This is a genomic window from Marinobacter sp. B-21 (assembly GCF_056857895.1).
Window position 1 is genome coordinate 274,866 of record NZ_JBSXNZ010000085.1, and the last position, 19,063, is coordinate 293,928.

Consider the following 19,063-nt stretch of genomic DNA (forward strand, 5'->3'; position numbering starts at 1 on the left):
TGGAATTCCCCGCCAATCCCTGGCTATCTTTTTCGGGCAGGCCGGAATAGTCTGGGTTCAGACCAACGAGGAGAGTCGCCTATGAGCGAAGGACGCCGCACGGATTCAATATCGCAGGATACCCTTGCAACCATTCTGGAAAGCGCCGTTCTGGCCCCTTCCAGTCACAACACCCAGCCCTGGCGTTTTGAAATCAGCGGGAACGGTGTATCACTGTTCGCGGACCGGCTGCGGGCGTTGCCGGTGAATGATCCGGATGACAGGGAGCTCACCATCAGTTGTGGTTGTGCACTGTTAAATCTCCGGGTTGCCGCTGCTCACGCCGGGTTTACCGCAAATTGCGCACTTCTGCCGGATCCGGAAGATGAGGATCTGCTCGCCACGGTTTCGTTTGAGCCCTTTTCTCAAACAGTTGGTATAGAAGATCGGGAAACTGCGCTGTTCCGGGCGATCACCAGGCGCCGCACCTACCGCAAGCGTTTCGAGCCAAAACAGGTGCCATCCGGTGTGCTGGATACACTGACCGAAGCGGCACAGGCCGAAGGGGCCTGGTTCCAGGTTCTGGAATCTGAGTCGGCCCGCCACCAGGTGGCTGAACTGGTTGCCGAAGGTGATGCTGCCCAGTGGTCCAATCCCAGCTGGCGGCGGGAACTGGCAGCCTGGATGCATCCCCGCCGCAAAGGCGATGGCCTGACAGTACCGGGCATGGTTGCCCCCGTGGCACAGCTGGTCGTGCGCACCTTCGATATGGGTAACGGTGTCGGTGCCAAAGACCGGCAGCTGGCGGATGAATCCCCGGTTATTGCAGCGCTGGGAACTTCTGGAGACGGCGACGAAGACTGGCTGAAAGCGGGGCAGGCACTGGAGCGGGTGCTACTCACCTCCTTAGGCCAGGGGCTGCAGGCCTCCTACCTGAATCAGCCGATTCAGGTGGCGGTACTTCGCCCGAAAATTCAGCATCTTCTGGGCAGCTCAGGATTCCCCCAGATCCTGCTAAGAATTGGTTATCCGGCGACCGATCTGCCAGCTGCTCCGAGACGCAATCTGCAGGAAGTTGTTGAAACCTCGGATTCCCGAGATACCAAAGCAAAACAGTATGGCCAGAGTTAGCGCCCAGGGAACCGGTGGTCGCGGTTCAGTGTGTGGATTTGTTGACCACATCCGGAACAACGGGTTCGTTACGTTTCGCGTTTAGAATGCGGTCTGCATCGAGGGAGGCTATAGGCACCCGGGTATCCCTCGGAACGTCGCCACTTAACTGGAGCTCCAGATACCGAAGGGCGCATACCCGCAGGAACGAAGTGAAGTTGCCGAGGTCGTGGCCCGCATCAATGGACTCGTGGTAAAGGCGCGTGATCATCTGGGGCAGGTTCATGCCGTCCCTTTCGGCCAGCTCTGCCAGTACATGCCAGAAGGCGTTTTCCATGCGCACGCTGGTAACCATGCCGTCGATACGCAGGGAGTGAGTCTTGCTGACCCATTGCTCCGGATCGGCATTGATAAAGAGCTTGCACATGGCGGTCTCCCTGGGGTTAACGAGGGGCTGGCATGCCGGCCCCCGCGTCATTATTTATCCAGCAACTTTAAGAACTGCGCCAGCCAGGCCGGATGGGCGGGCCAGGCAGGTGCTGTTACCAGATTAGCATCGGTTACGGCCTGATCAACCTCGATCCCGGCAAAGCTGCCCCCGGCCAGCTCCACTTCCGGCTGACAGGCCGGATAGGCAGAGCATTTGCGGCCCTCAAGCACTCCCGCTGCCGCAAGCAACTGGGCACCGTGGCAGATTGCCGCCACCGGCTTGTCGGTGTCGAAGAAGTGGCGAACAAGATTCAGCACGTCCCTGTTCAGGCGCAGGTATTCCGGAGCACGGCCACCGGGAATCACCAGGGCATCGTAATCCGCTGGGTCCAGGCCCTCGAAATCCGCATTCAGGGCAAACCGGTGTCCGGGTTTTTCGGTGTAGGTCTGGTCTCCTTCGAAGTCATGGATGGCGGTGGCGACAGTGTCACCCGCTTTTTTGTCCGGGCAGATGGCGTGAACCGTATGGCCAACGGCCTGAAGTGCCTGGAACGGCACCATGGTCTCGTAGTCTTCGGTGAAATCACCGGTGATCATCAGAATCTTCTTCCCGCTCATGGCTGTCTCCTTGTGATTGTCATGCCAGGTCCGAAAACAGTAGCAGTGGTAATGGCGGAGCGGGTATTAACGGACTACTACAGTTTTCGCACCTCGTGAATCAGGTCCGGGGTGTTGTGCTTTGGGTTATTGACTGCGGCAGAGACGGTCACCGCTTTCAATTGGTCGGCTGCCAGGCGATGGGTAACTGTTCGCACCTGCTTCCGGTCCGTGATTTCCGGGTTCAGCCAGTCCCTCAGGCAGGTCGGGTCAAGAACCACCGGCTGGCGGTCATGGATGTGCTTCAGGTGTTCGCTGGCTGGCTCTGTGATAATGGCGCAGGCCGTGGTTTCGTCTCCCTCTCTGGCTGTCCATAGCCCGGCAAAGAAAATCGCGGGGTAACTTTGAGAATCTGCCGGCGTCACGTAGTGAGGCTCTTTGCCGTACTCTGTTTGTGTCCACTCGTACCAGCCATTGGCCGGAATCAGACATCGGTGGTGGGCGAACGCCTCCCGGAAGTATTTTGAGGTGGCCACACTTTCCGCCCTGGCATTAATCGGAGAGGGCGCCTTGTCGCCGGCCCACACCGGGCGGAACCCCCAATGGGAGTGTGCCATGATCAGCGTACCGTTCATGCTCATCCGGATCATGGGAATGCCAATGCCGGGGGTGATGTTGTAGCTGGGGTCAAAATGGCCATTCACCTCCATGCCCTCCGGAAAATACTCGAGGATCAGGGTGTCGGGTGGCGTATAAAAGGTGAATCGTCCGCACATGATGGTTGATTACCGTGTTTTCGAAGCCCGGGTGTCGGGGATTTGTTAACCTTAGCAGATGCTGAAACTATCCAATGCTGTTGAACTTGCTGACTGGGAAATCGAAATAACCCAGATTCGTGCCCAGGGTGCCGGTGGCCAGAACGTGAATAAAGTGGCTTCCGCAGTGCACCTGCGCTTTGATATTCCGCACTCCACCTTGCCGCCTTTTTACAAGGAACGGCTGATGTCGCTTAATGACCAGCGAATCAGCAAGGAAGGTGTACTGATTATCAAGGCGCAATCCTTTCGTACCCTGGAATTAAATAAGGAGGACGCCCTTGAGCGTCTCAAGGAACTGATCCAGCAAGCGGTGAAACCCCAAAAGGCCCGGCGGCCAACCAGACCGACTCGCTCCTCCCAGCGCAAGCGCGTCGACAAGAAAACCAAGAAGGGCAAAACCAAGGCGCTTCGCGGAAAAGTTCAGGTTTGACCTTCCGGGTGCATCCTGCTGCCTGATTCAACCTGCTCCAGAAATGACTTGATGTCCTGAAACGCCTCTTCCGCCTCGGGAAGCAGAGGCACGAAGATCTGCCATACGTGCACCATCCCGGGCCAGGTGTGCAGGGTGACTGGTGAGCCTGCAGCCTGTGCCTTGGAAGCGTAACGTCGGGCGTTATCCAGCAGCATTTCAGTATCACTGGCCTGAATCAGGGTTGGTGGCAGATCTCTCAGGTCGCCCCGCAGTGGTGAGGCCACAGGGCTGGCCGGAGAGACCCGAAACGCGGCCAGGGTGGCCCACCAGATCACCGGCAGGGGGATTTTCGATAATCCGCCAAACGCCGGCCCCAGCAAGGGATCGGTCTCGATGTTGTTGCGATTGCTCGGTGCCGTCAGGGTCAGGTCGGTTGAGGGCGAGAAGGTAATCGCGGCATCCGCCTGCCTTAGCCCGTTATCCCGTATCCAGGCGATCAGCCCCAGGGTGTGGCTGCCGCCGGCGGAGTCCCCGGCCACTACCATGAAACCGGCAGATTCGGGGCTCTCCGGACCATGTTTCAGAAGCCAGGTGTAGGCCTCCCGGCAGTCCCGGACACCATCCATGAAGCGGTTTTCCGGCATCAGCCGGTAGTCCAGGGCAAATACCGCCGCTCGGGTTATCTGTGACAACCGGTCGGTAATCGCCCGGTGGCTTCGGGGACTGCCGGCGGCCCAGGCTCCGCCATGGATGTACAGAATCCGGCGGCGGGTATCGCAGCCTGGGGCAATGACCCACTCACCGCGGGGAGACTCGCAGTGGCGGAATTCGGACGCCAACTCCAGCCCCTGACTGAGTTCGTCCATGTGTTTGCGCAGGGCCATCAGCCGGGCCTTGCCGCGAAGGCCCTTCGATGATTGCCCCAGTTCGCGAATGCGCCCCAGAACCTCCCGGTTTGCATCGCTGGGCTTGCCATCCCGGACCGGGTAGTCGTCCTGGTCCAGGTGAGACAGATCCTCAAGGCGGAACAGCAGCAGTGTTGCGGCAACAATAAACACAATGATGGCAAGAATAATCCAGAGCATGGTCAGTCCCTCGCAGCCTGTCGGACTTAAGGCTGATCTACTGTGCCGGTGGGAAAGTGGCTCAAATTTCCCGGATTTTTCGTTACATAGAACCACTATGCGCCTCAAAATCCAAAAAATTTGCGCTCGCTTTCCCACCTTGCTCGTGACGATCACTTAAGTCCGACAGGCTGCTGGTTATTGGCCCCGCCAGAGGGGGCGAACTATGCTTGAGATAATACTCGCAGATTTGTCCCGGTTCTGCCCGGAACGGTCACAGAAGGAGTCGTGTGTTGCAAATTGCCTATCGGGCGCGAGACATTACCGAAGCCCACATTGTGGCTGGCCTGCTGGAAGCCAACGGCATTGAGGCCTTTGTGGGCGGCCACTATCTCCAGGGTGCCATGGGCGAGATCGGCGCCGCCGGTTTCAGCAACGTTCACGTTGACGACGACGATTTGTACCAGGCACGTCAGTTGGTGGCCGAGTATGAGGCCAGCGCTGGCGGAAGTTCCTGTCAGGTTACTGATGACGATTATGACCGCCCCGATCACTACGCCCGCTGGTTCCTGCTGGCCCTGGCCATTGTCGGCCTGCTGCTGTTTCAAATCTACTGAATGATCGGGCTGGCGCCTGCCGGCGTAGCCCCTCTCAAACTGTTCAAACGACAGGAGAAGAAAGCTATGGCAGATCAACCTGTAATGCTGATTACCGGCGCCTCATCGGGCATTGGTGCAGAAACGGCCCGTGCAGCGGCGAAACAGGGGTATCGCCTGGTATTGGCGGCCCGCTCCGAAGACAAACTGAAAGGTCTGCAGCAGGAGCTTGGTGGCGAAGCACAAGTGCTAACGGTGCAATGCGACGTGCAGAATGGCGACGACCAGAAGAATATGGTCGATCACGCCCTTAAGACTTTCGGCCGCATTGATGCCGTCTTCGCCAACGCCGGCCGTGGCGGCGAACCCGGAGGATTCAGCCGGGCTGATCCGGAGGTGTGGAAGGATATGATCCTGACCAATATCTACGGGGTCGGCCTGACCCTTCAGCACTGCCTGCCGGCGCTGCGGGAAAGCAAGGGGCACCTGCTTCTGACCGGCTCTGCAGCCGGTCGTGTTACGATCCCCGGTTCCATGTACAGTGCCACCAAGTGGGCGGTTTCCGCTATCGGCTACGGCGTTCGTGAAGAGCTTCGTGGCTCTGGCATCCGTGTCACGCTCATTGAGCCTGGCATGGTGGATACGCCATTCTTCGACGAGCCGCCGGCTCACGCCCTGAAGCCGGAGGACATTGCCAACGCAGTGATGTACGCCGTGGCGCAACCGGCCCATGTTGATGTGAACGAGATTCTGGTCAGGCCAACGCCCCTGGGTGAGTAAATTCAGACGCTGGGTAAAACGGAGGTTAATATGAGTCAATCGGGACGGGTTGCCCTGATTACCGGCCAGAACTTTGTGGCAGACGGCGTTGTGGTGCGCAGGCTGATCTATGAGGAGTGAAGCCATGCCCCGGCTTTTCTTCGGGCTGGAGGTCCCCGCTGCCATCAGGCAGCGGTTGCTGGAGGTAAAGGCACCGGTCTCAAATGCCAAATGGCAAAGTTCTGAGCAATTGCACATCACCTTGCTGTTCCTGGGGCGCACGGAAGAGCAAAACGTTGCGGCTGTGCGCGCCGCGGCTCGCGATATTCCGGTGGCAGCTTTTGAGCTGGATGTCGTCGGTCTTGGCTGCTTCGGTCAACCTCGCAGCCCGCGAAACCTCTGGGTGGGGGTGCAGCCCGCGGCCCCCGTCGCCGGGCTGCATGATGCGCTCAAAGGCCGAATGGAGAGCCTTGGATTCACAGCGGAGAGCCGGGCATTTCGTCCCCACATCACGCTGGCTAGGTTTAAACGGCCGCCCGGGTCTGTCGGGAACTTGCTGGCGCAGCATGGTGAATCGGTTTTCGGGCAGTTTCCGGTTAACCAGTTCGCGCTGTTTGAAAGCAAACAGGGCTCGGCCGGTTCCATGTACAGCGTGGTCGAACGCTTTCCCCTTCAGGGCTCCGATTAACCGATTTCCCTTGACGAAATCCCGTTAGGCCACCAAAGATGAGGGCAAATCAACGCCTTTTTCGAGGTGTCTATGTGCCCGCCATTTTCCGACCCGGATCAGCGCCTGTACGTCCGCAATGCCACGCTGGCGGATATTCCGGGCATCATTGAGCTCAGTCACCGTGTCTACGAAGGCACCGGTATGTATGGTTACACCAAGGGGCCGCTGACCGGTCAGATCAACACCTTCCCGGACGGCCAGTTCGTTGCCATGCTGGGTGACACCGTGGTGGGTTACTGCGCCACGTTCCGTATTGCCGAAGAAGTGGCGCTGGCGCCTCATGACTGGACCTCCATAACCGGCAATGGTTACGCCTCACGGCATGATCCCGAGGGTGATTGGCTGTACGGCATGGAGGTGTGTGTTGACCCGGAGTGTCGGGGATATCGCATCGGCGAGCGGCTGTACAACGAGCGCAAGCAACTGTGCCAGGCCTTGAACCTGCAGGGTGTGGTATTTGCCGGGCGCCTGCCAAGCCTGCGCCAGCGCCTGAAAAAGTTCGGCAGTGTTGAGGCCTACGTCGAGGCCATCAAGGGTAAGGAGCAGAAGGACCCGGTGCTGTCCTTTCAGCTCCATCAGGGCTTCGAAGTGCACGACATCATTCCCCATTATCTGGACGCCGATCACGATTCCATGGGCTACGGCATTCATCTGGTCTGGCGCAACCCGAAAGTACCGCGGATCGAAAACAGCGAGCGGCGCAAACGCTATGGCCACCGAATGCGGGATACAGTGCGTATTGGCACGGTTCAGTATCAGCAACGGCCGGTGGGATCATTTGACGAATTCAGCGAGATTGTCCGTTATTTCGTCGATGTTGTATCCACCTACAAGGGCGATTTTGTGGTGTTTCCGGAACTGTTTACTCTCCAGTTGCTATCGATTGAGGCCCGCAAGGGCAGCCCGGCGGAAACCTTCGCGGCGGTCACCCATTACGCAGAGCGCTACCGGGAACTGATGCGGGACCTGGCCCTGCGATACAACATCAACATTGTGGCCGGCTCCACTCCGGTGCGTGAGGAAGACGGCACCATTCGGAACATGGCCCATGTGTTCCTCAGGGATGGCCAGGTTTTTACCCAGCCCAAGATTCACCCGACCCCGAACGAGGCCTTCTGGTGGAACGTGCAGGGTGGCAACCGGGTCAGCGCCATCGAGACCGACTGCGGTACCATCGGAGTTCTGATCTGTTATGACGCGGAGTTTCCGGAACTGACCCGCCATCTGGTGGATCAGGGCGTTCATATCATCTTTGTGCCCTTCTGTACCGACGAACGCCAGAGCTACCTGAGGGTGCGTTACTGCTGTCAGGCCAGGGCGGTGGAAAACCAGGTGTACGTGGTGATGTCCGGTAACGTTGGCAACCTGCCCAAGGTGCCGAATATGGAAATCCAGTATGGCCAGAGCTGTATTCTTACCCCCTGTGATTTTCCGTTTGCCCGGGACGGTATCGCCGCAGACACGGAACCCAATGTTGAAACAGTGGCCTTCGCCGATCTCCGGCCGGAGGTGCTGATCACGGCCCGAAACAGTGGAACCGTGAAAAATCTTCAGGATCGTCGTCACGACCTCTACAGCGTGACCTGGCGTGGTGAGTAGACCGAGTAGACAGGAGTGTCGTTTTGCACGCTGAAGGGTCTGGAAAGCCGAGCCGCAGGATCCGGCGGGTCCGTCTGGTCGGCTGGATCGCGTTGGCCTTGCCAGCCGTTGCCGCGGGCTGGTCGCTGGTGGTCGGGCAGGGAAAGGTCGGCATGGCGTTGCCGGATATCCACCATGGCGGCTGGGAAGTGGCAGGGAGTCAGGCCCATATCATGCCCTCGGTCAACGCCAGTGGTGGGTCGGCGGTTATCCAGTTCACCCCCCCATCCCTGGTTCTTACCGAACGGCTGGCGTACACCGGTTCGGAGCAGCCCCTGCTGCTACAGGATCTCCGAACCGATATCAGCAATGTCACGCTTACGCTCGATTATGGCGCATCGAGTGCCTGGACCGAGCGGATCGCCATCAAAGGCGAGGTGAAGATCGAGGCAACCCGGATTGAACACCCATTCATGGTGCCGCAGGCGTGGAGTTTCCAGGGCAGGGTGCAGGGCCGTCTGGCTGACCTCCGGATTCAGGGCACGCTTTCATCCAGCGCGGGGCTGAAGGCCGACCTCACGATTCAGCTCAATCCGGGTGGCGGGGTCTCGGTTTTGGTCGATTCCGTTATCGAGGGGCAACAGGGGGTTCGCGCCCTGGCCGGAACTTTTGCCGGCTGGCCGGAGCTGCTGGCAGTGGATTCAGGCATTGCCGGGGTGTCGGCACAGGTTCGTCTGAACCCGGATGGTGAACTGGAAGCGAGCGGCAGCTCCAACCTGGAGAATGTCACCGGGGTGTTCAACCGAACCGCTTTCTCCGGGCTGAGCGGACGGGTACTTGCCTCCCTGGAAGATGACCGGTTGACCGCCGGGTTCCGGGATCTCACCGTTGAGCAGGTGAATCCTGGTATCCCGGTAACCTCCATTCGCTTTACCGGTGACTACATTGCGCCAGTTACCAATAGGCTGGAAGGCCAGCTGGAGGTACAGCAGGCGAGGGCCCGGTTCCTCGAGGGGGCACTCAGAATACCTCCGGGCGTCTATGATCTGGAAGACAGCTCTGGCGGGATACCCGTGGAGGTTCAGGATATTTCTCTGGACAGATTGATGAAGGCTTACCCTGCAGAGGGCCTTGAGGGCAGTGGTTTGCTCAGTGGCCGTATTCCCATAGGCTTCAGTAGCGACGGTGTTCAGGTGGCGAAAGGTCGCATTTCAGCGGAGGCGCCGGGCGGTCGGTTGCGGCTGCCCGGCGAGAAACTGCAGGCCATGCTGGGTGGCAACCAGGCCATGGATGTGGTCGTTCAAGCCTTGCAAAACTTTCACTATTCGGTGCTGGACAGCACGATAGACTACGATGAAAGGGGGAAGTTGACGCTGGATCTTCGCCTCGAGGGAAAGAATCCGGAACTCAGGGGTGGGCAGCCGGTTGTACTTAACGTGAACCTTGAGGAAGACATTCCCGCGCTGCTGACCAGCCTGCAGTTGAGTGGCAGGGTAAACGAAGCCGTTACAGAACGGGTCCGGAAGCTGTTGCAAGAGTCCGGCAAGGAGGCAGTGCCATGAAAAAATCGTTGCGGCCAACAGGGTCGGTTTTGGCAAGAGTACTGATGATATTGACGTTGCCGCTGGCAATGATTGCCTGCACGCCAACGGTGCAGATGGCGGCACCCAAAGAACCGATTACGGTGAACCTGAACGTGAAAATCGAGCACGAAATCTATATAAAAGTAGACAAGGAAGTGGATGACCTGTTCAGCGAAAAAGGGTTGTTCTGACCGGATCCGGATAGCTTAAGGGGTTGAAGATGAAACGATTCATACAGATGTGTGCCTTGGTTCTGGCGGTTGGTGTCAGTCTGTCCGTGTTCGCCATGGGGCTGGATGAGGCCAAACAGAAACTGGATACCGTCAAGCAGCAGGGACTGGTTGGAGAAACGCCGACGGGCTACCTGGAGGTGGTTCGTGCCGAAGGCCAGGCCAGGGAGGTGGTTGAGGCGATCAACAGTGCCCGCCGGGATGAGTACAAGCGCATTGCCGAGAAGCACAGTATCCCGGTCACCCAGGTTGAAACCGTTGCCGGGAAGAAGGCCATCGATAAAACGCCGGGTGGCCAGTACATTCAGGTTAATGGCAAGTGGGTGAAAAAGTAGCCTTGCGCTCTGAGTGCCGGGCCAGAATTACCGTTTAACACTCTTTTGCCGGGGTTTTCCGGCCTTGGGGCGTTTGCCCGACGCAGGCTTACCTTTCGGTCCCGGCCTTTGGGAACCGCCGGGCCCACCCGGTTTGGCTTTGGGACGATGCTTTGGCTTTGCAGCAGGCTTCTTTTTCGCAGGTTTTCCGGGCTGGGGCGGGGCCTCTGAGGAGGAGTCCCGGATGGCATCAAACAGTCCGGCCAGTTCTTTCTCCGTCAGATTGCGCCACTGGCCCACAGCCAGCCCCTTCAGGCTGACGTTCATGATCCGGATGCGCTCCAGCCTGGTTACCTCATAACCGAAGTGCTCGCACATGCGGCGAATCTGGCGGTTGAGGCCCTGAACCAGGGTAATGCGGAATACGAACCGGGATTCACTGGACACCTGGCACTTTTTTGTGACAGTTCCCAGGATCGGCACCCCGTTGGCCATACCCTCAACGAACTCCCGGGTCACCGGCTTGTCGACCGTAACCAGGTATTCCTTTTCATGGTTGTTTCCGGCCCGCAGGATCTTGTTGACCAGATCACCATTGCTGGTCATGAAGATCAGCCCCTGGGAGTCCTTGTCCAGCCGCCCGATCGGAAAGATGCGTTCGCTGTGGCCGACAAACCGCTGAATGTTGTGTTTCTCGGCGCTGTCGGTGGTGCTGACGATGCCCACGGGCTTGTTCAGGGCAATAAAGACCAGATCCTCTTCGGACCGCGGTTCAATCACCTGGCCATTAACCCTGACCGTATCCCCGGGCAGCACCTGATCCCCTACCGTGGCACGCGTGCCATTGATGTATACGTTGCCCTGATCAATATAACGATCGGCTTCCCTGCGGGAGCACATGCCGCTTTCGCTGATGTATTTATTGAGACGGGTGGACTTGCCAGTGGTCATCGGTTTTCCGGTTGCCGGTTAGAATGGGAGGCATCATATCAGGCTGGAACACGGGTCGCAGCAGGGGGTGGTTCTTTCAGGGCGTCTCTGCCATTCTTTGCGGGGCTACCCATAAATCCAACCAATTCAGAGCCGCCATGGAAAAGACACGCATAACCATCGTTGCTGTAACCTGCATTGCCCTGTTCTTTCTCGCCAACTATCTGTTCCGGTACCTGATCGGATTTACGGGTTTGATTGCCTCCCTGGTGATTGCAGCACTGATTGCGGTCTACATGAGCTTTTCAGTGGCGCGCACCCTGGAGCGGCTGCCTATGGCCGGGGAGCGTTCACGGGCTCTGTGGCTTTATGGCGGTTTTCTGGGTGCGCTGTTTCTTGCTTTCGGCGCCTGGATGTTCCTTGATGGAGGAATGGATGCAGTAACCCTCGCCACACTGTTTCTTCACTATCTGCCGTATCCGGCACTCGCCCATGCGCTGATGTCGGATAAAGCGGTCAGCGTTTTCCTGAAGAAGGAGCGTCCCGGTGACTAAAATGTTATGGTATAACGTTTTAAACTCTGACTGAAGCCCGGCCGCGGCTTGATCCGGGGTAGTGGCATGAATCTTTGTCCGGTTTGTGAGCAGGGCAGCCTTGTGGAATTCCGGGTGGTGAAGACCCGGCGGTATCTCCGCTGCCCGGTATGCGAGGCAACGGTGATGGATGAGTCGTGCCGGCTTTCTCCTGATCAGGAGCGGGATATCTACCGACTGCACGATAACGACCCGTCTGATCCGGGCTATCGTAAATTTCTTTCAAAGCTGGCAGACCCGCTGCTGGAGCGCCTGCCACCGGGCGCCACCGGGCTGGACTTCGGCTGTGGGCCCGGCCCGGCCCTGGCAAGGATGCTGGAGGCCGAAGGCATGGTTGTCAGCCTCTATGATCCCTGCTTTTACCCCTCGCAAACAGCCTTGTCCCGTACCTATGACTTCATAACCTGTACCGAGGTGGTGGAGCATCTGTACGAGCCAGCGGAGGTGTTCCGGCAACTCGATCAATTGCTCAAACCGGGTGGCTGGCTGGGGGTGATGACCTGTTTCCAGACCGACGACGACCGGTTCGACAACTGGCATTATCGCCGCGACCCCACCCATGTTGTGTTCTACCGTGAGTCCACCCTGGCATTGCTGGCTGAAAAATTTGGCTGGGTTATGGAGATCCCGAGAAAGGACGTGGTGCTTTTCAGGAGGGGCAGCCAGACGGGACACTAGGGCGCTTCCCGGGGACACTCCGGTAATGTCGGGCAGTCTTTCGGTGCCGTTACCGGGTTTGATCGGAGCAATATTGAATTGCCAAAGCGTTCCGGTGCCAGGGCAGCGGCGCAGCGGGCGGCCTTGGTGGCGGTTACCGGGCAACTTGTCTCTTCCAGGGCAAAGGCGAGGTTGTTCCAGCCTCCGGCGAACTCCGGGAAACGGTTAACCGTGCGGAGGAAATGCCCTGCCGCCTCGGTATGCCTGCCCATCTGCCAGGCCAGATTGCCTCTGGCCATGATGGCGGCTGGTTGGTCAGGCCAGGTGGTTTCCGCAGTCTTGTACGCAATCGCCGCGGCAGTGGTTCGCCCGGTTGTCTCCAGATCGTGGGCTGACTGGAGAAACCGCAGTGGTTTCGCGGTTGCCGGAACCTGATCGGGAGGCAGAATCACCACAGACCAGTTGTCGGCCCGCCCCCAGGTGTTGGTAAACACTTCCAGGGCCACGCGCTGGCGTTCGCGGGTATCGGTATGAAGAATCAGATCCCTTCGCTCCGCGTCGTAACCGATCACAACCGCGAAGTGCCACTGGGGCCACCAGTCAAATCTCAGATTCTGCATAACCAGCACCGGGTTACCCGCCGCCAGTTCTGCCAGCATGCTCTCAAGCTCGCCGTCCAGCGGATAGACCAGCATCCCGTGGGACCGAGCACCGGCGACCATCTCAACCTGCAGGGAACCTTCCCGGCCGGGGATGTAAACCAGTTCTTTGAGAACTTCCGGATCGGTCGTAAGACCCTGGCTGTTCAGCGTCATGGCCAGTGAGGCCGGACCGCATTGGTACTTTTCCTGAGGAAAAAATGGGACATCCTCCAGAATCACCTGATCTGGCAGAGAAGGGCGGTCTGTTCCGGTGTCCGGGCCCGGCCATTTCGGGGCGCTGGCGCAACCGGCCAGGAGGCCGACCAGTAAAAACAGGGTCAGCCTGACTGACGCGGCCCTCTCCCGTTGCAAAATGACTGCCACGGACCGACGCTATCGGATGCAGTTCACGAATGGGAAGATGTTAGTGGCGCACAACATATCGGTGATAATGAAGACCAGCAGAAACAGCACAATAATGCCAACCACACCCTGACCCGCAGGGGCTTCGGCAAGCTGACGTTCAAAATCCGCCAGTTCCGCCGGCGTGAGGTTCTGAATACGTTCCTTGACCTGGTCCTGGCTTACGCCCAGATCTGCCAGTTTGTCCTGGACTTCCTGATTCTCAAGCATATCGATCAGCTGTTGTCTGTCCAGCTGGACCTGTTGTTCGCCAATCATCTCGCCGGTTCCTACCATCCCGGCGGATGCGGTGGCCGACCAGACAGAGCCAAGGGCCATCATCATGGCCATGAAAAAAGAAACATACCTCAGATGCTTGCGAATTCCTGACATGGTTCACTCCTGTTTGTTGGCTACTTCAAGTTTCCGTTCAGGCCAATGCAGTATAGCTGACCGGGTGAGCATGGGGCTTGTCCCTCATGTTCAGAAGGTCGACAGGCCGGTCGCTTCCATAATCCGGTAACGCCAGTAGCGCAGCGTTGATTCGTCGGCCCAGCGCTCATAAGGCAGGCTCATAACCGGCTCGTCGCCGGGGCCTTTGTGCCATTGCTGGTCGAAGAACGCTCTTGCTTTCATTGCAACCGAAGACTGGGCCGCAACCGAGATCCACAGGTCGGTTTCCAGGTTCAGGTCATCCAGATTGCGGCGGGTAAAATTGGCGGACCCCAGCAATATCCCGGTTGTCCCACTCTCCTTCGCCAACATCAACAGCTTACTGTGGCATTGCTCACCCCGGGTATTACACCAACGTACAGGAATACCTGCCCGGACCAGTTCCATGGCCACCTGCCGGTTGGGAATACCACTTTTCTGAAGACCAAAGGCCTCGTTGTTGGCATCAAGCAAAATCCGAAGCTGTGCGCCACGTTCCGAGGCCCTGATCAGCGCCCCGACAATCCGCCGGTGTGACAGGTAGAACATCGCCAGATCCAGCTGGTCTCCGTCCGCGGCCCCGCGAATCATTTCCAAAGCCTGGTCGAGTATGGCCGATTCGGTCAGTACCGCCACTTTGTCCTTTTTACCTTCTCCGGATTCAGGCGCTTCTTCAACCCGGCTGATCCAGTTATCAAGGGATTCTGTGTCGGCACCAGACATGGCCAGCACTGCCCGTTCACTTCGCAACACATCGGCCACGGCGGGCCCTTTGAAGCTCAGCCCGACGTTGCTGTGGCGGCTGCTGCCGTCATGCGGGTTGGCTGAGGTCACGAGAGCTCTCAGGGAGCCGGCCTCATCGGCCACCACAAGTTTGCGGTGATTGGCCTTGAAGTTCAGCAGCGAAAGGTAGCTTCGAACCGTGACTGGCTTGTTGCCCAGGGCATTGTCCAGCCAGGCCCCTTTCGGATTGTTACCGAACCACTGGCAACAAAGCCGCCAGACTGAAGACCAGGTGGGGTTGCTGTCCCTGAGGGGACGAAGCGCTGTTTCAACAACGGGAATGTCGGCCTTACGCAAGGCTTCAAACCAGGGTGACGTTGTCCCGCCATACATGGTGTTCAGTGGATCGGAAATAACGATCACAGACAGCCCCGGTTTTTCCGACTTCCGGGCCAGCAGGGCTTCGGTCAGCTGCTGTGCCAGGGGCCGGTGAACGACACCTTCCGGTTTGGTGCTGTTGAACAGGAACATGTCGACAAGAATGAACTCTTCGGCCTGCCCGATCAGCCGGAACACGTCGTTGAAGATTTCGTGGTCTTTCTCTTCGTGACCGTCCGTGTAGTGACGGGTGACATCGGTCAGCAGGACAGGATCTTCCAGCGGCAGGGCTTCACCCCGATAACTGATGCCCTGAGGCAAGGGTTTGTGGGTGTGGTAGAGCCCGATTCCAGTCAGCGCGAGCAGTAACAGGGGTAAAAGCAGCTTCAGTGTCATACCGGTAATTCCATCATCCTTGAGTGAAAAGACGAAATTACCATACGTGACCATCCTCTCAGGTAAACAAACACTTACAAAAAACACCCCTGTCGTTGTATCGCCCGACACCAACGCTTTCTAAACTAGGCAGATCAATCATTTATAACAAAGTTGCCTGTGAACGCCATCATTTCATTCATGCCGCGCCTGTTCAGTCTGCGGGCCGTTGTTCTTTTGGCTGCCGTGGTGTTTGCCCTGGCCGGAGACCAGCTGGCGCTTGTTGGCTGGGCCGATAGGGTGCTGTTCAGTATTCTCGGAGTGCCAGAGGGTGCCAACCCCACCACCATTGTGCCACAGGACAGTCTTCACAAAGCGCTGGCTGACCGGGGGCTGGTGGAGCCTCTGTGGGCGGATGGTACGGTTACTGCCGGGCTGGCCGTTACGGCACTCTTTCTGACGCTTGCTGTCCCGGTGATGGGCGCCGCCGTTTCCCTGCCTGTCACTCTTCTGCTTGGCGGTTCCCTGGTGGTTTTACAGGCGGCGCTGATGTTTTATCGCAATGCCTGGGTGCCCCTGGGGGAAGTACTGACCTTGCTGGTGGTCGGTTTTGTGGTGATGCTGTTCTGGCTTCAGCCCCACAATCGCATCCGCGCACTGACAGACAGCGTTCGCGAAGCCCGCCTCCGGTTGGCCGGACTGCTCCTGCAGCAGGGCCACACCGACGATGCCCTTGAGGCACTCAATCACTGCCCGCCCTGCGAGGGGGCTCTGGAGCTGCGTTACGACATCGCCATCCACCAGGAACGCAAGCGCCAGTATGAGAAAGCTGTAAACACTTACCGCAGCATCCGGGAGCGCAGGAAGAATTTCCGGGATACCGCCGCTCGCCTGGCGGCACTGGAGAAATTGTCGCCGGATGCCTCAGTGGTGCAAACCGGCAGCTTCGACAACAACCGCACCCTGTTGATGCCGGAACCCACGGTGAGTCGGCCGACCCTGGGGCGCTATGAAATCGAGCGAGAGATCGGCCGGGGTGCCATGGGCGTGGTCTATCTCGGCAAGGATCCGAAAATTGCCCGCACCGTTGCCATCAAGACCCTGAGCTATCAGGCGTTTGATGATGCCCTGCTTCAGGATCTGAAGGAACGTTTCTTCCGGGAAGCCGAAGCGGCGGGTCGTCTGAGTCACCCGGCCATCGTAACGGTGTATGATGTTGGGGAGGAGGCAGACCTTGCCTATATTGCCATGGATTACGCCAGGGGCCGGCCGCTCAGTGAATTCGGCAAGCCCGGGAGGTTGCTGCCGTTGCCCCGGGTACTGGATATTATTGCCCGGGTTGCTGATGCCCTGGCCTATGCCCATAGCCAGAAAATTGTCCATCGGGACGTCAAGCCGGGGAACATCATTTTCAACCCGGATACCGGCGACATAAAGATTACCGACTTTGGCATCGCCAAAATTTCCGACGACTCGCGGACCCGCACCGGCGCCGTTATGGGTAGCCCGCTCTACATGTCCCCGGAGCAGCTCAAGGGCCAGAAGGTAACTGGCGCTTCTGATATCTACAGTCTGGGGGTCACACTGTACAAACTGGTGAGCGGTGAAACGCCGTATCAGGGCGATACCCTGGCCAACCTGACTTACCAGATCCTCAACAAACGCCCGCGCAGCGTCCGGGAGTTCAATGCCGGGTTGCCCAATGGGGTGGTTCGGTTGATCAACAAGGCCATCCAGCGCGAGCCGGATAAACGCTTTGCCAGCGCCGCCACCATGGCCGAGGCCGTGCGGCGCCTGGCAGTGCGGGAAGCGGGCCAGGAGGTGTCCTGATGAGGTATCGCATTGCAGGCCAGAGTCACCGGGGTGCAGTCAGGGAATCGAACCAGGATGTGGTGGACTGGCGGGTAAACGATGCCGGTGATCAGGCGCTGCTGGTGGTTGCCGACGGTATGGGCGGCTACCAGGGCGGCGAGATTGCCAGTCGTCTCGCGGTTGACGCTGTTGTGGAAGCCCTTGAGCCGGAAATCTCCGGGCCGTCATCCGGCAAAACCGGCAGCTCAGTCAGGGAAAGCCTGGAGCGTGCTTTCGCACTGGCCAATGAACGGATACTGAGCCAGCGTTCCGAAGATCCGAGGCTCGATAAAATGGGCACAACCCTGGTGGTGGCCTGGGCAATCGACAACGAGGCACACATTGCCCACATGGGCGATTCCCGGTGTTACTGCCTGCGCGGCGGCCAGGCGGTCTGCCTGACCCGGGACGATACCGTGGTCCAGAACATGCTGGAAGATGGCAGCATTACCGAGGCCGACGTTCCCAATGTACCTTTTAGAAATGTACTTACCCGTGCGGTGGGTGCAGTTGAGCAGGTGCAGCCCAGTTACCGGGTTGAGTCCTTGGAAAAAGGTGATGTGCTGTTGCTGTGTTCCGACGGGTTGACCCATTCTGTCCCGGAAGCACAGTGGCTTGAGATTTTGAGGGACAGTGACGGCATGGAGCGCAGGGTTCAGGCTCTTGTTGAAGCCGGCCTGGCAAACGAGGCCGGCGATAACGTGTCTGTGGTATTACTGACGTTGGAGTATTGAGGAAACTGACATGGCTTCGCTTTCGCAACTGGTGGACAACGTGGTGGTCAACACCTTTGAACTCGGGCAGCCGGAAACCCGCCTTGGCCGCCGCCCGGATAGTGACATCCGGATTGATGAAATCTCGGTGAGTGGCCAGCACGCGCTGATTGAAGCGGTACCCAATGCCTATCTCGAAGACGCCGTGGATTACTACATTACCGACAGCAACAGCACCAATGGTACCTTTGTCAACGAATTGCGGATTGAGGGCCGGCAGCGGCTGAACAGTAACGATGGGGTGCGTATCGGCTGGAATGAGTTCCGCTTCATTGATGAAGAAGAGCAGGCGATGGAAAAGACGGCCTATATCCTCGACTGACGAAAAATGCCGGCCGGATATTACCGGGCTCGTTTGATAACCAGCCTTGAAAAACGAGGGAGAAGCGAGGATGCGTCCGGAGCGGGGCTCACACCGGCAATCAGTGCTTGCGCATCAAGCCCTTCCCGGGTCAGGTCCGGCGCCTGTACTTCCAGGTAGGCGCTCATGACGGTATCCGTGAACTCTGGATGGAACTGCACACCCCAGGCGCAGGGGCCGATTCTGAACGCCTGGTTAGGCTCGAAACCGTTGCGTCCCAGCAACACCGCGCCGGCGGGTAAGCGCAGTACCGACTGCCGGTGCGTCAACTGGGCCGGGAAAATCGCCGGCAGTCCCCGGAACAGGGTGTCTGAGTCGGCTTCGGGAAGCAGCTCAACCTGATGGGTGCCGGTCTCCCGGCCTTTCGGGTGATACCCCACTTCGCCGCCCAATGCATGGGCCAGCAGTTGATGCCCGTAGCAGACTCCGAGTACCGGGATTTCACCGGCAACCGCCCGTGCCAGCCAGGCCCCGGTATTTTCGCTCCAATCGGCCCGGTCACTCACCATGGCGGGGGAACCTGTCACCACAATGCCATCCCAGTCTTCAGGGCTTCCGGGTAGCTCGCCGGCTTCCACATTGGTGACAGTAATATCCAGCTCCGGTGACAGTCCGCGCAGGAACCAGTCGTCGAAATCACCGAATTGCACCAGGAGGCCAGGGTAGGTGCTGCCTGTTTTCAGGACCACCACCCGCGCCTTGCGGTTCGGGGAAGGGTTCTGCTGCACGGTGCGGTTTTCCTGCATGG

The 19,063-nt window shown here is 58.6% G+C and carries 23 protein-coding genes; 14 read left to right on the forward strand and 9 right to left on the reverse strand.

The window, feature by feature from the left end:
• Positions 1-81 precede the first annotated feature (81 nt).
• The gene (locus AC13C0_RS16280) at positions 82-1,110 is read left to right on the forward strand and encodes an Acg family FMN-binding oxidoreductase (protein ID WP_117619864.1); all 1,029 of its coding nucleotides are present in this window, start codon (positions 82-84) and stop codon (positions 1,108-1,110) included.
• 25 nt (positions 1,111-1,135) lie between these two features.
• Here AC13C0_RS16280 and AC13C0_RS16285 read toward each other — a convergent pair whose 3' ends face one another.
• The 3 genes from AC13C0_RS16285 to AC13C0_RS16295 all read right to left on the reverse strand — a co-directional run bounded on the left by AC13C0_RS16285 (position 1,136) and on the right by AC13C0_RS16295 (position 2,891).
• The gene (locus tag AC13C0_RS16285; RefSeq protein WP_341581476.1) at positions 1,136-1,516 is read right to left on the reverse strand and encodes a ribbon-helix-helix domain-containing protein; all 381 of its coding nucleotides are present in this window, start codon (positions 1,514-1,516) and stop codon (positions 1,136-1,138) included.
• 50 nt (positions 1,517-1,566) lie between these two features.
• Positions 1,567-2,136: a DJ-1/PfpI family protein gene (locus tag AC13C0_RS16290; protein ID WP_117619866.1), complete on the reverse strand. Its 570-nt coding sequence runs from the start codon at positions 2,134-2,136 to the stop codon at positions 1,567-1,569.
• A 77-nt stretch (positions 2,137-2,213) separates the two neighbouring features.
• The gene (locus AC13C0_RS16295) at positions 2,214-2,891 is read right to left on the reverse strand and encodes an SOS response-associated peptidase (RefSeq protein ID WP_341581477.1); all 678 of its coding nucleotides are present in this window, start codon (positions 2,889-2,891) and stop codon (positions 2,214-2,216) included.
• Between the two features lie 58 nt (positions 2,892-2,949).
• On the opposite strand from AC13C0_RS16295, the gene arfB reads away from it, so the two are divergent.
• Positions 2,950-3,363: an alternative ribosome rescue aminoacyl-tRNA hydrolase ArfB gene (gene arfB / locus AC13C0_RS16300; protein WP_117619868.1), complete on the forward strand. Its 414-nt coding sequence runs from the start codon at positions 2,950-2,952 to the stop codon at positions 3,361-3,363.
• Here arfB and AC13C0_RS16305 read toward each other — a convergent pair.
• Positions 3,354-4,430, reverse strand: coding sequence for an alpha/beta hydrolase (locus AC13C0_RS16305; protein WP_117619869.1), 1,077 nt, complete (start codon positions 4,428-4,430; stop codon positions 3,354-3,356). The genes arfB and AC13C0_RS16305 overlap by 10 nt on opposite strands.
• 269 nt (positions 4,431-4,699) lie before the next feature.
• Between AC13C0_RS16305 and AC13C0_RS16310 the strand changes: the two genes are divergently transcribed.
• From AC13C0_RS16310 to AC13C0_RS16340, 7 genes are all read left to right on the forward strand, one after another.
• Positions 4,700-5,026: a putative signal transducing protein gene (locus AC13C0_RS16310; protein WP_264756453.1), complete on the forward strand. Its 327-nt coding sequence runs from the start codon at positions 4,700-4,702 to the stop codon at positions 5,024-5,026.
• Between the two features lie 66 nt (positions 5,027-5,092).
• The gene (locus AC13C0_RS16315) at positions 5,093-5,785 is read left to right on the forward strand and encodes an SDR family oxidoreductase (protein ID WP_341581478.1); all 693 of its coding nucleotides are present in this window, start codon (positions 5,093-5,095) and stop codon (positions 5,783-5,785) included.
• 124 nt (positions 5,786-5,909) lie between these two features.
• Positions 5,910-6,452 carry an RNA 2',3'-cyclic phosphodiesterase gene (thpR, locus tag AC13C0_RS16320; protein WP_117619872.1) on the forward strand — a complete coding sequence of 181 codons (543 nt, stop codon included), beginning with the start codon at positions 5,910-5,912 and terminating at the stop codon, positions 6,450-6,452.
• 72 nt (positions 6,453-6,524) lie between these two features.
• Positions 6,525-8,093 (forward strand): bifunctional GNAT family N-acetyltransferase/carbon-nitrogen hydrolase family protein, encoded by a 1,569-nt coding sequence (locus AC13C0_RS16325; protein WP_117619873.1) that lies wholly within the window; start codon positions 6,525-6,527, stop codon positions 8,091-8,093.
• Between the two features lie 23 nt (positions 8,094-8,116).
• Entirely contained in the window at positions 8,117-9,634 is a 1,518-nt protein-coding gene (locus AC13C0_RS16330; RefSeq protein ID WP_227539348.1) for an intermembrane phospholipid transport YdbH family protein, read from the forward strand.
• The gene (locus tag AC13C0_RS16335; RefSeq protein ID WP_264756454.1) at positions 9,631-9,846 is read left to right on the forward strand and encodes a YnbE family lipoprotein; all 216 of its coding nucleotides are present in this window, start codon (positions 9,631-9,633) and stop codon (positions 9,844-9,846) included. Before AC13C0_RS16330 ends, AC13C0_RS16335 begins: the two co-directional genes overlap by 4 nt.
• 29 nt (positions 9,847-9,875) lie before the next feature.
• On the forward strand, positions 9,876-10,220 hold the full coding sequence (locus tag AC13C0_RS16340; protein WP_117619874.1) for a YdbL family probable chaperone protein: 345 nt from the start codon (positions 9,876-9,878) through the stop codon (positions 10,218-10,220).
• A 27-nt stretch (positions 10,221-10,247) separates the two neighbouring features.
• Here the strand turns inward: AC13C0_RS16340 and rluF are convergent, their stop codons facing one another.
• Complete coding sequence (gene rluF / locus AC13C0_RS16345; protein ID WP_117619875.1) at positions 10,248-11,150, reverse strand: 23S rRNA pseudouridine(2604) synthase RluF; 903 nt, start codon at positions 11,148-11,150, stop codon at positions 10,248-10,250.
• A gap of 137 nt (positions 11,151-11,287) precedes the next feature.
• Between rluF and AC13C0_RS16350 the strand changes: the two genes are divergently transcribed.
• Complete coding sequence (locus tag AC13C0_RS16350; RefSeq protein WP_341581479.1) at positions 11,288-11,683, forward strand: hypothetical protein; 396 nt, start codon at positions 11,288-11,290, stop codon at positions 11,681-11,683.
• A 66-nt stretch (positions 11,684-11,749) separates the two neighbouring features.
• Positions 11,750-12,400, forward strand: coding sequence for a class I SAM-dependent methyltransferase (locus AC13C0_RS16355; protein WP_117619876.1), 651 nt, complete (start codon positions 11,750-11,752; stop codon positions 12,398-12,400).
• Here the strand turns inward: AC13C0_RS16355 and AC13C0_RS16360 are convergent.
• The 3 genes from AC13C0_RS16360 to AC13C0_RS16370 form a co-directional block, all read right to left on the reverse strand.
• Complete coding sequence (locus tag AC13C0_RS16360) at positions 12,397-13,404, reverse strand: PA2778 family cysteine peptidase (RefSeq protein WP_227539349.1); 1,008 nt, start codon at positions 13,402-13,404, stop codon at positions 12,397-12,399. The genes AC13C0_RS16355 and AC13C0_RS16360 overlap by 4 nt on opposite strands.
• Before the next feature lie 9 nt (positions 13,405-13,413).
• Positions 13,414-13,773 (reverse strand): PA2779 family protein, encoded by a 360-nt coding sequence (locus tag AC13C0_RS16365; RefSeq protein ID WP_227539564.1) that lies wholly within the window; start codon positions 13,771-13,773, stop codon positions 13,414-13,416.
• 132 nt (positions 13,774-13,905) lie between these two features.
• Entirely contained in the window at positions 13,906-15,351 is a 1,446-nt protein-coding gene (locus tag AC13C0_RS16370; RefSeq protein WP_341581480.1) for a phospholipase D family protein, read from the reverse strand.
• Positions 15,352-15,510: 159 nt separating this feature from the next.
• On the opposite strand from AC13C0_RS16370, the gene AC13C0_RS16375 reads away from it, so the two are divergent.
• The 3 genes from AC13C0_RS16375 to AC13C0_RS16385 are packed head-to-tail and all read left to right on the forward strand — an operon-like array spanning position 15,511 to position 18,276.
• Positions 15,511-17,160, forward strand: coding sequence for a serine/threonine-protein kinase (locus AC13C0_RS16375; RefSeq protein WP_117619879.1), 1,650 nt, complete (start codon positions 15,511-15,513; stop codon positions 17,158-17,160).
• Positions 17,160-17,915: a Stp1/IreP family PP2C-type Ser/Thr phosphatase gene (locus AC13C0_RS16380; protein WP_482954669.1), complete on the forward strand. Its 756-nt coding sequence runs from the start codon at positions 17,160-17,162 to the stop codon at positions 17,913-17,915. The genes AC13C0_RS16375 and AC13C0_RS16380 overlap by 1 nt, the downstream gene beginning before the upstream one ends.
• A 10-nt stretch (positions 17,916-17,925) precedes the next feature.
• Positions 17,926-18,276, forward strand: coding sequence for an FHA domain-containing protein (locus tag AC13C0_RS16385; protein ID WP_482954670.1), 351 nt, complete (start codon positions 17,926-17,928; stop codon positions 18,274-18,276).
• Positions 18,277-18,296: 20 nt separating this feature from the next.
• On the opposite strand, the gene AC13C0_RS16390 is transcribed toward AC13C0_RS16385, so the two are convergent.
• Positions 18,297-19,061: a glutamine amidotransferase gene (locus AC13C0_RS16390; RefSeq protein ID WP_482954671.1), complete on the reverse strand. Its 765-nt coding sequence runs from the start codon at positions 19,059-19,061 to the stop codon at positions 18,297-18,299.
• Positions 19,062-19,063 lie beyond the last annotated feature (2 nt).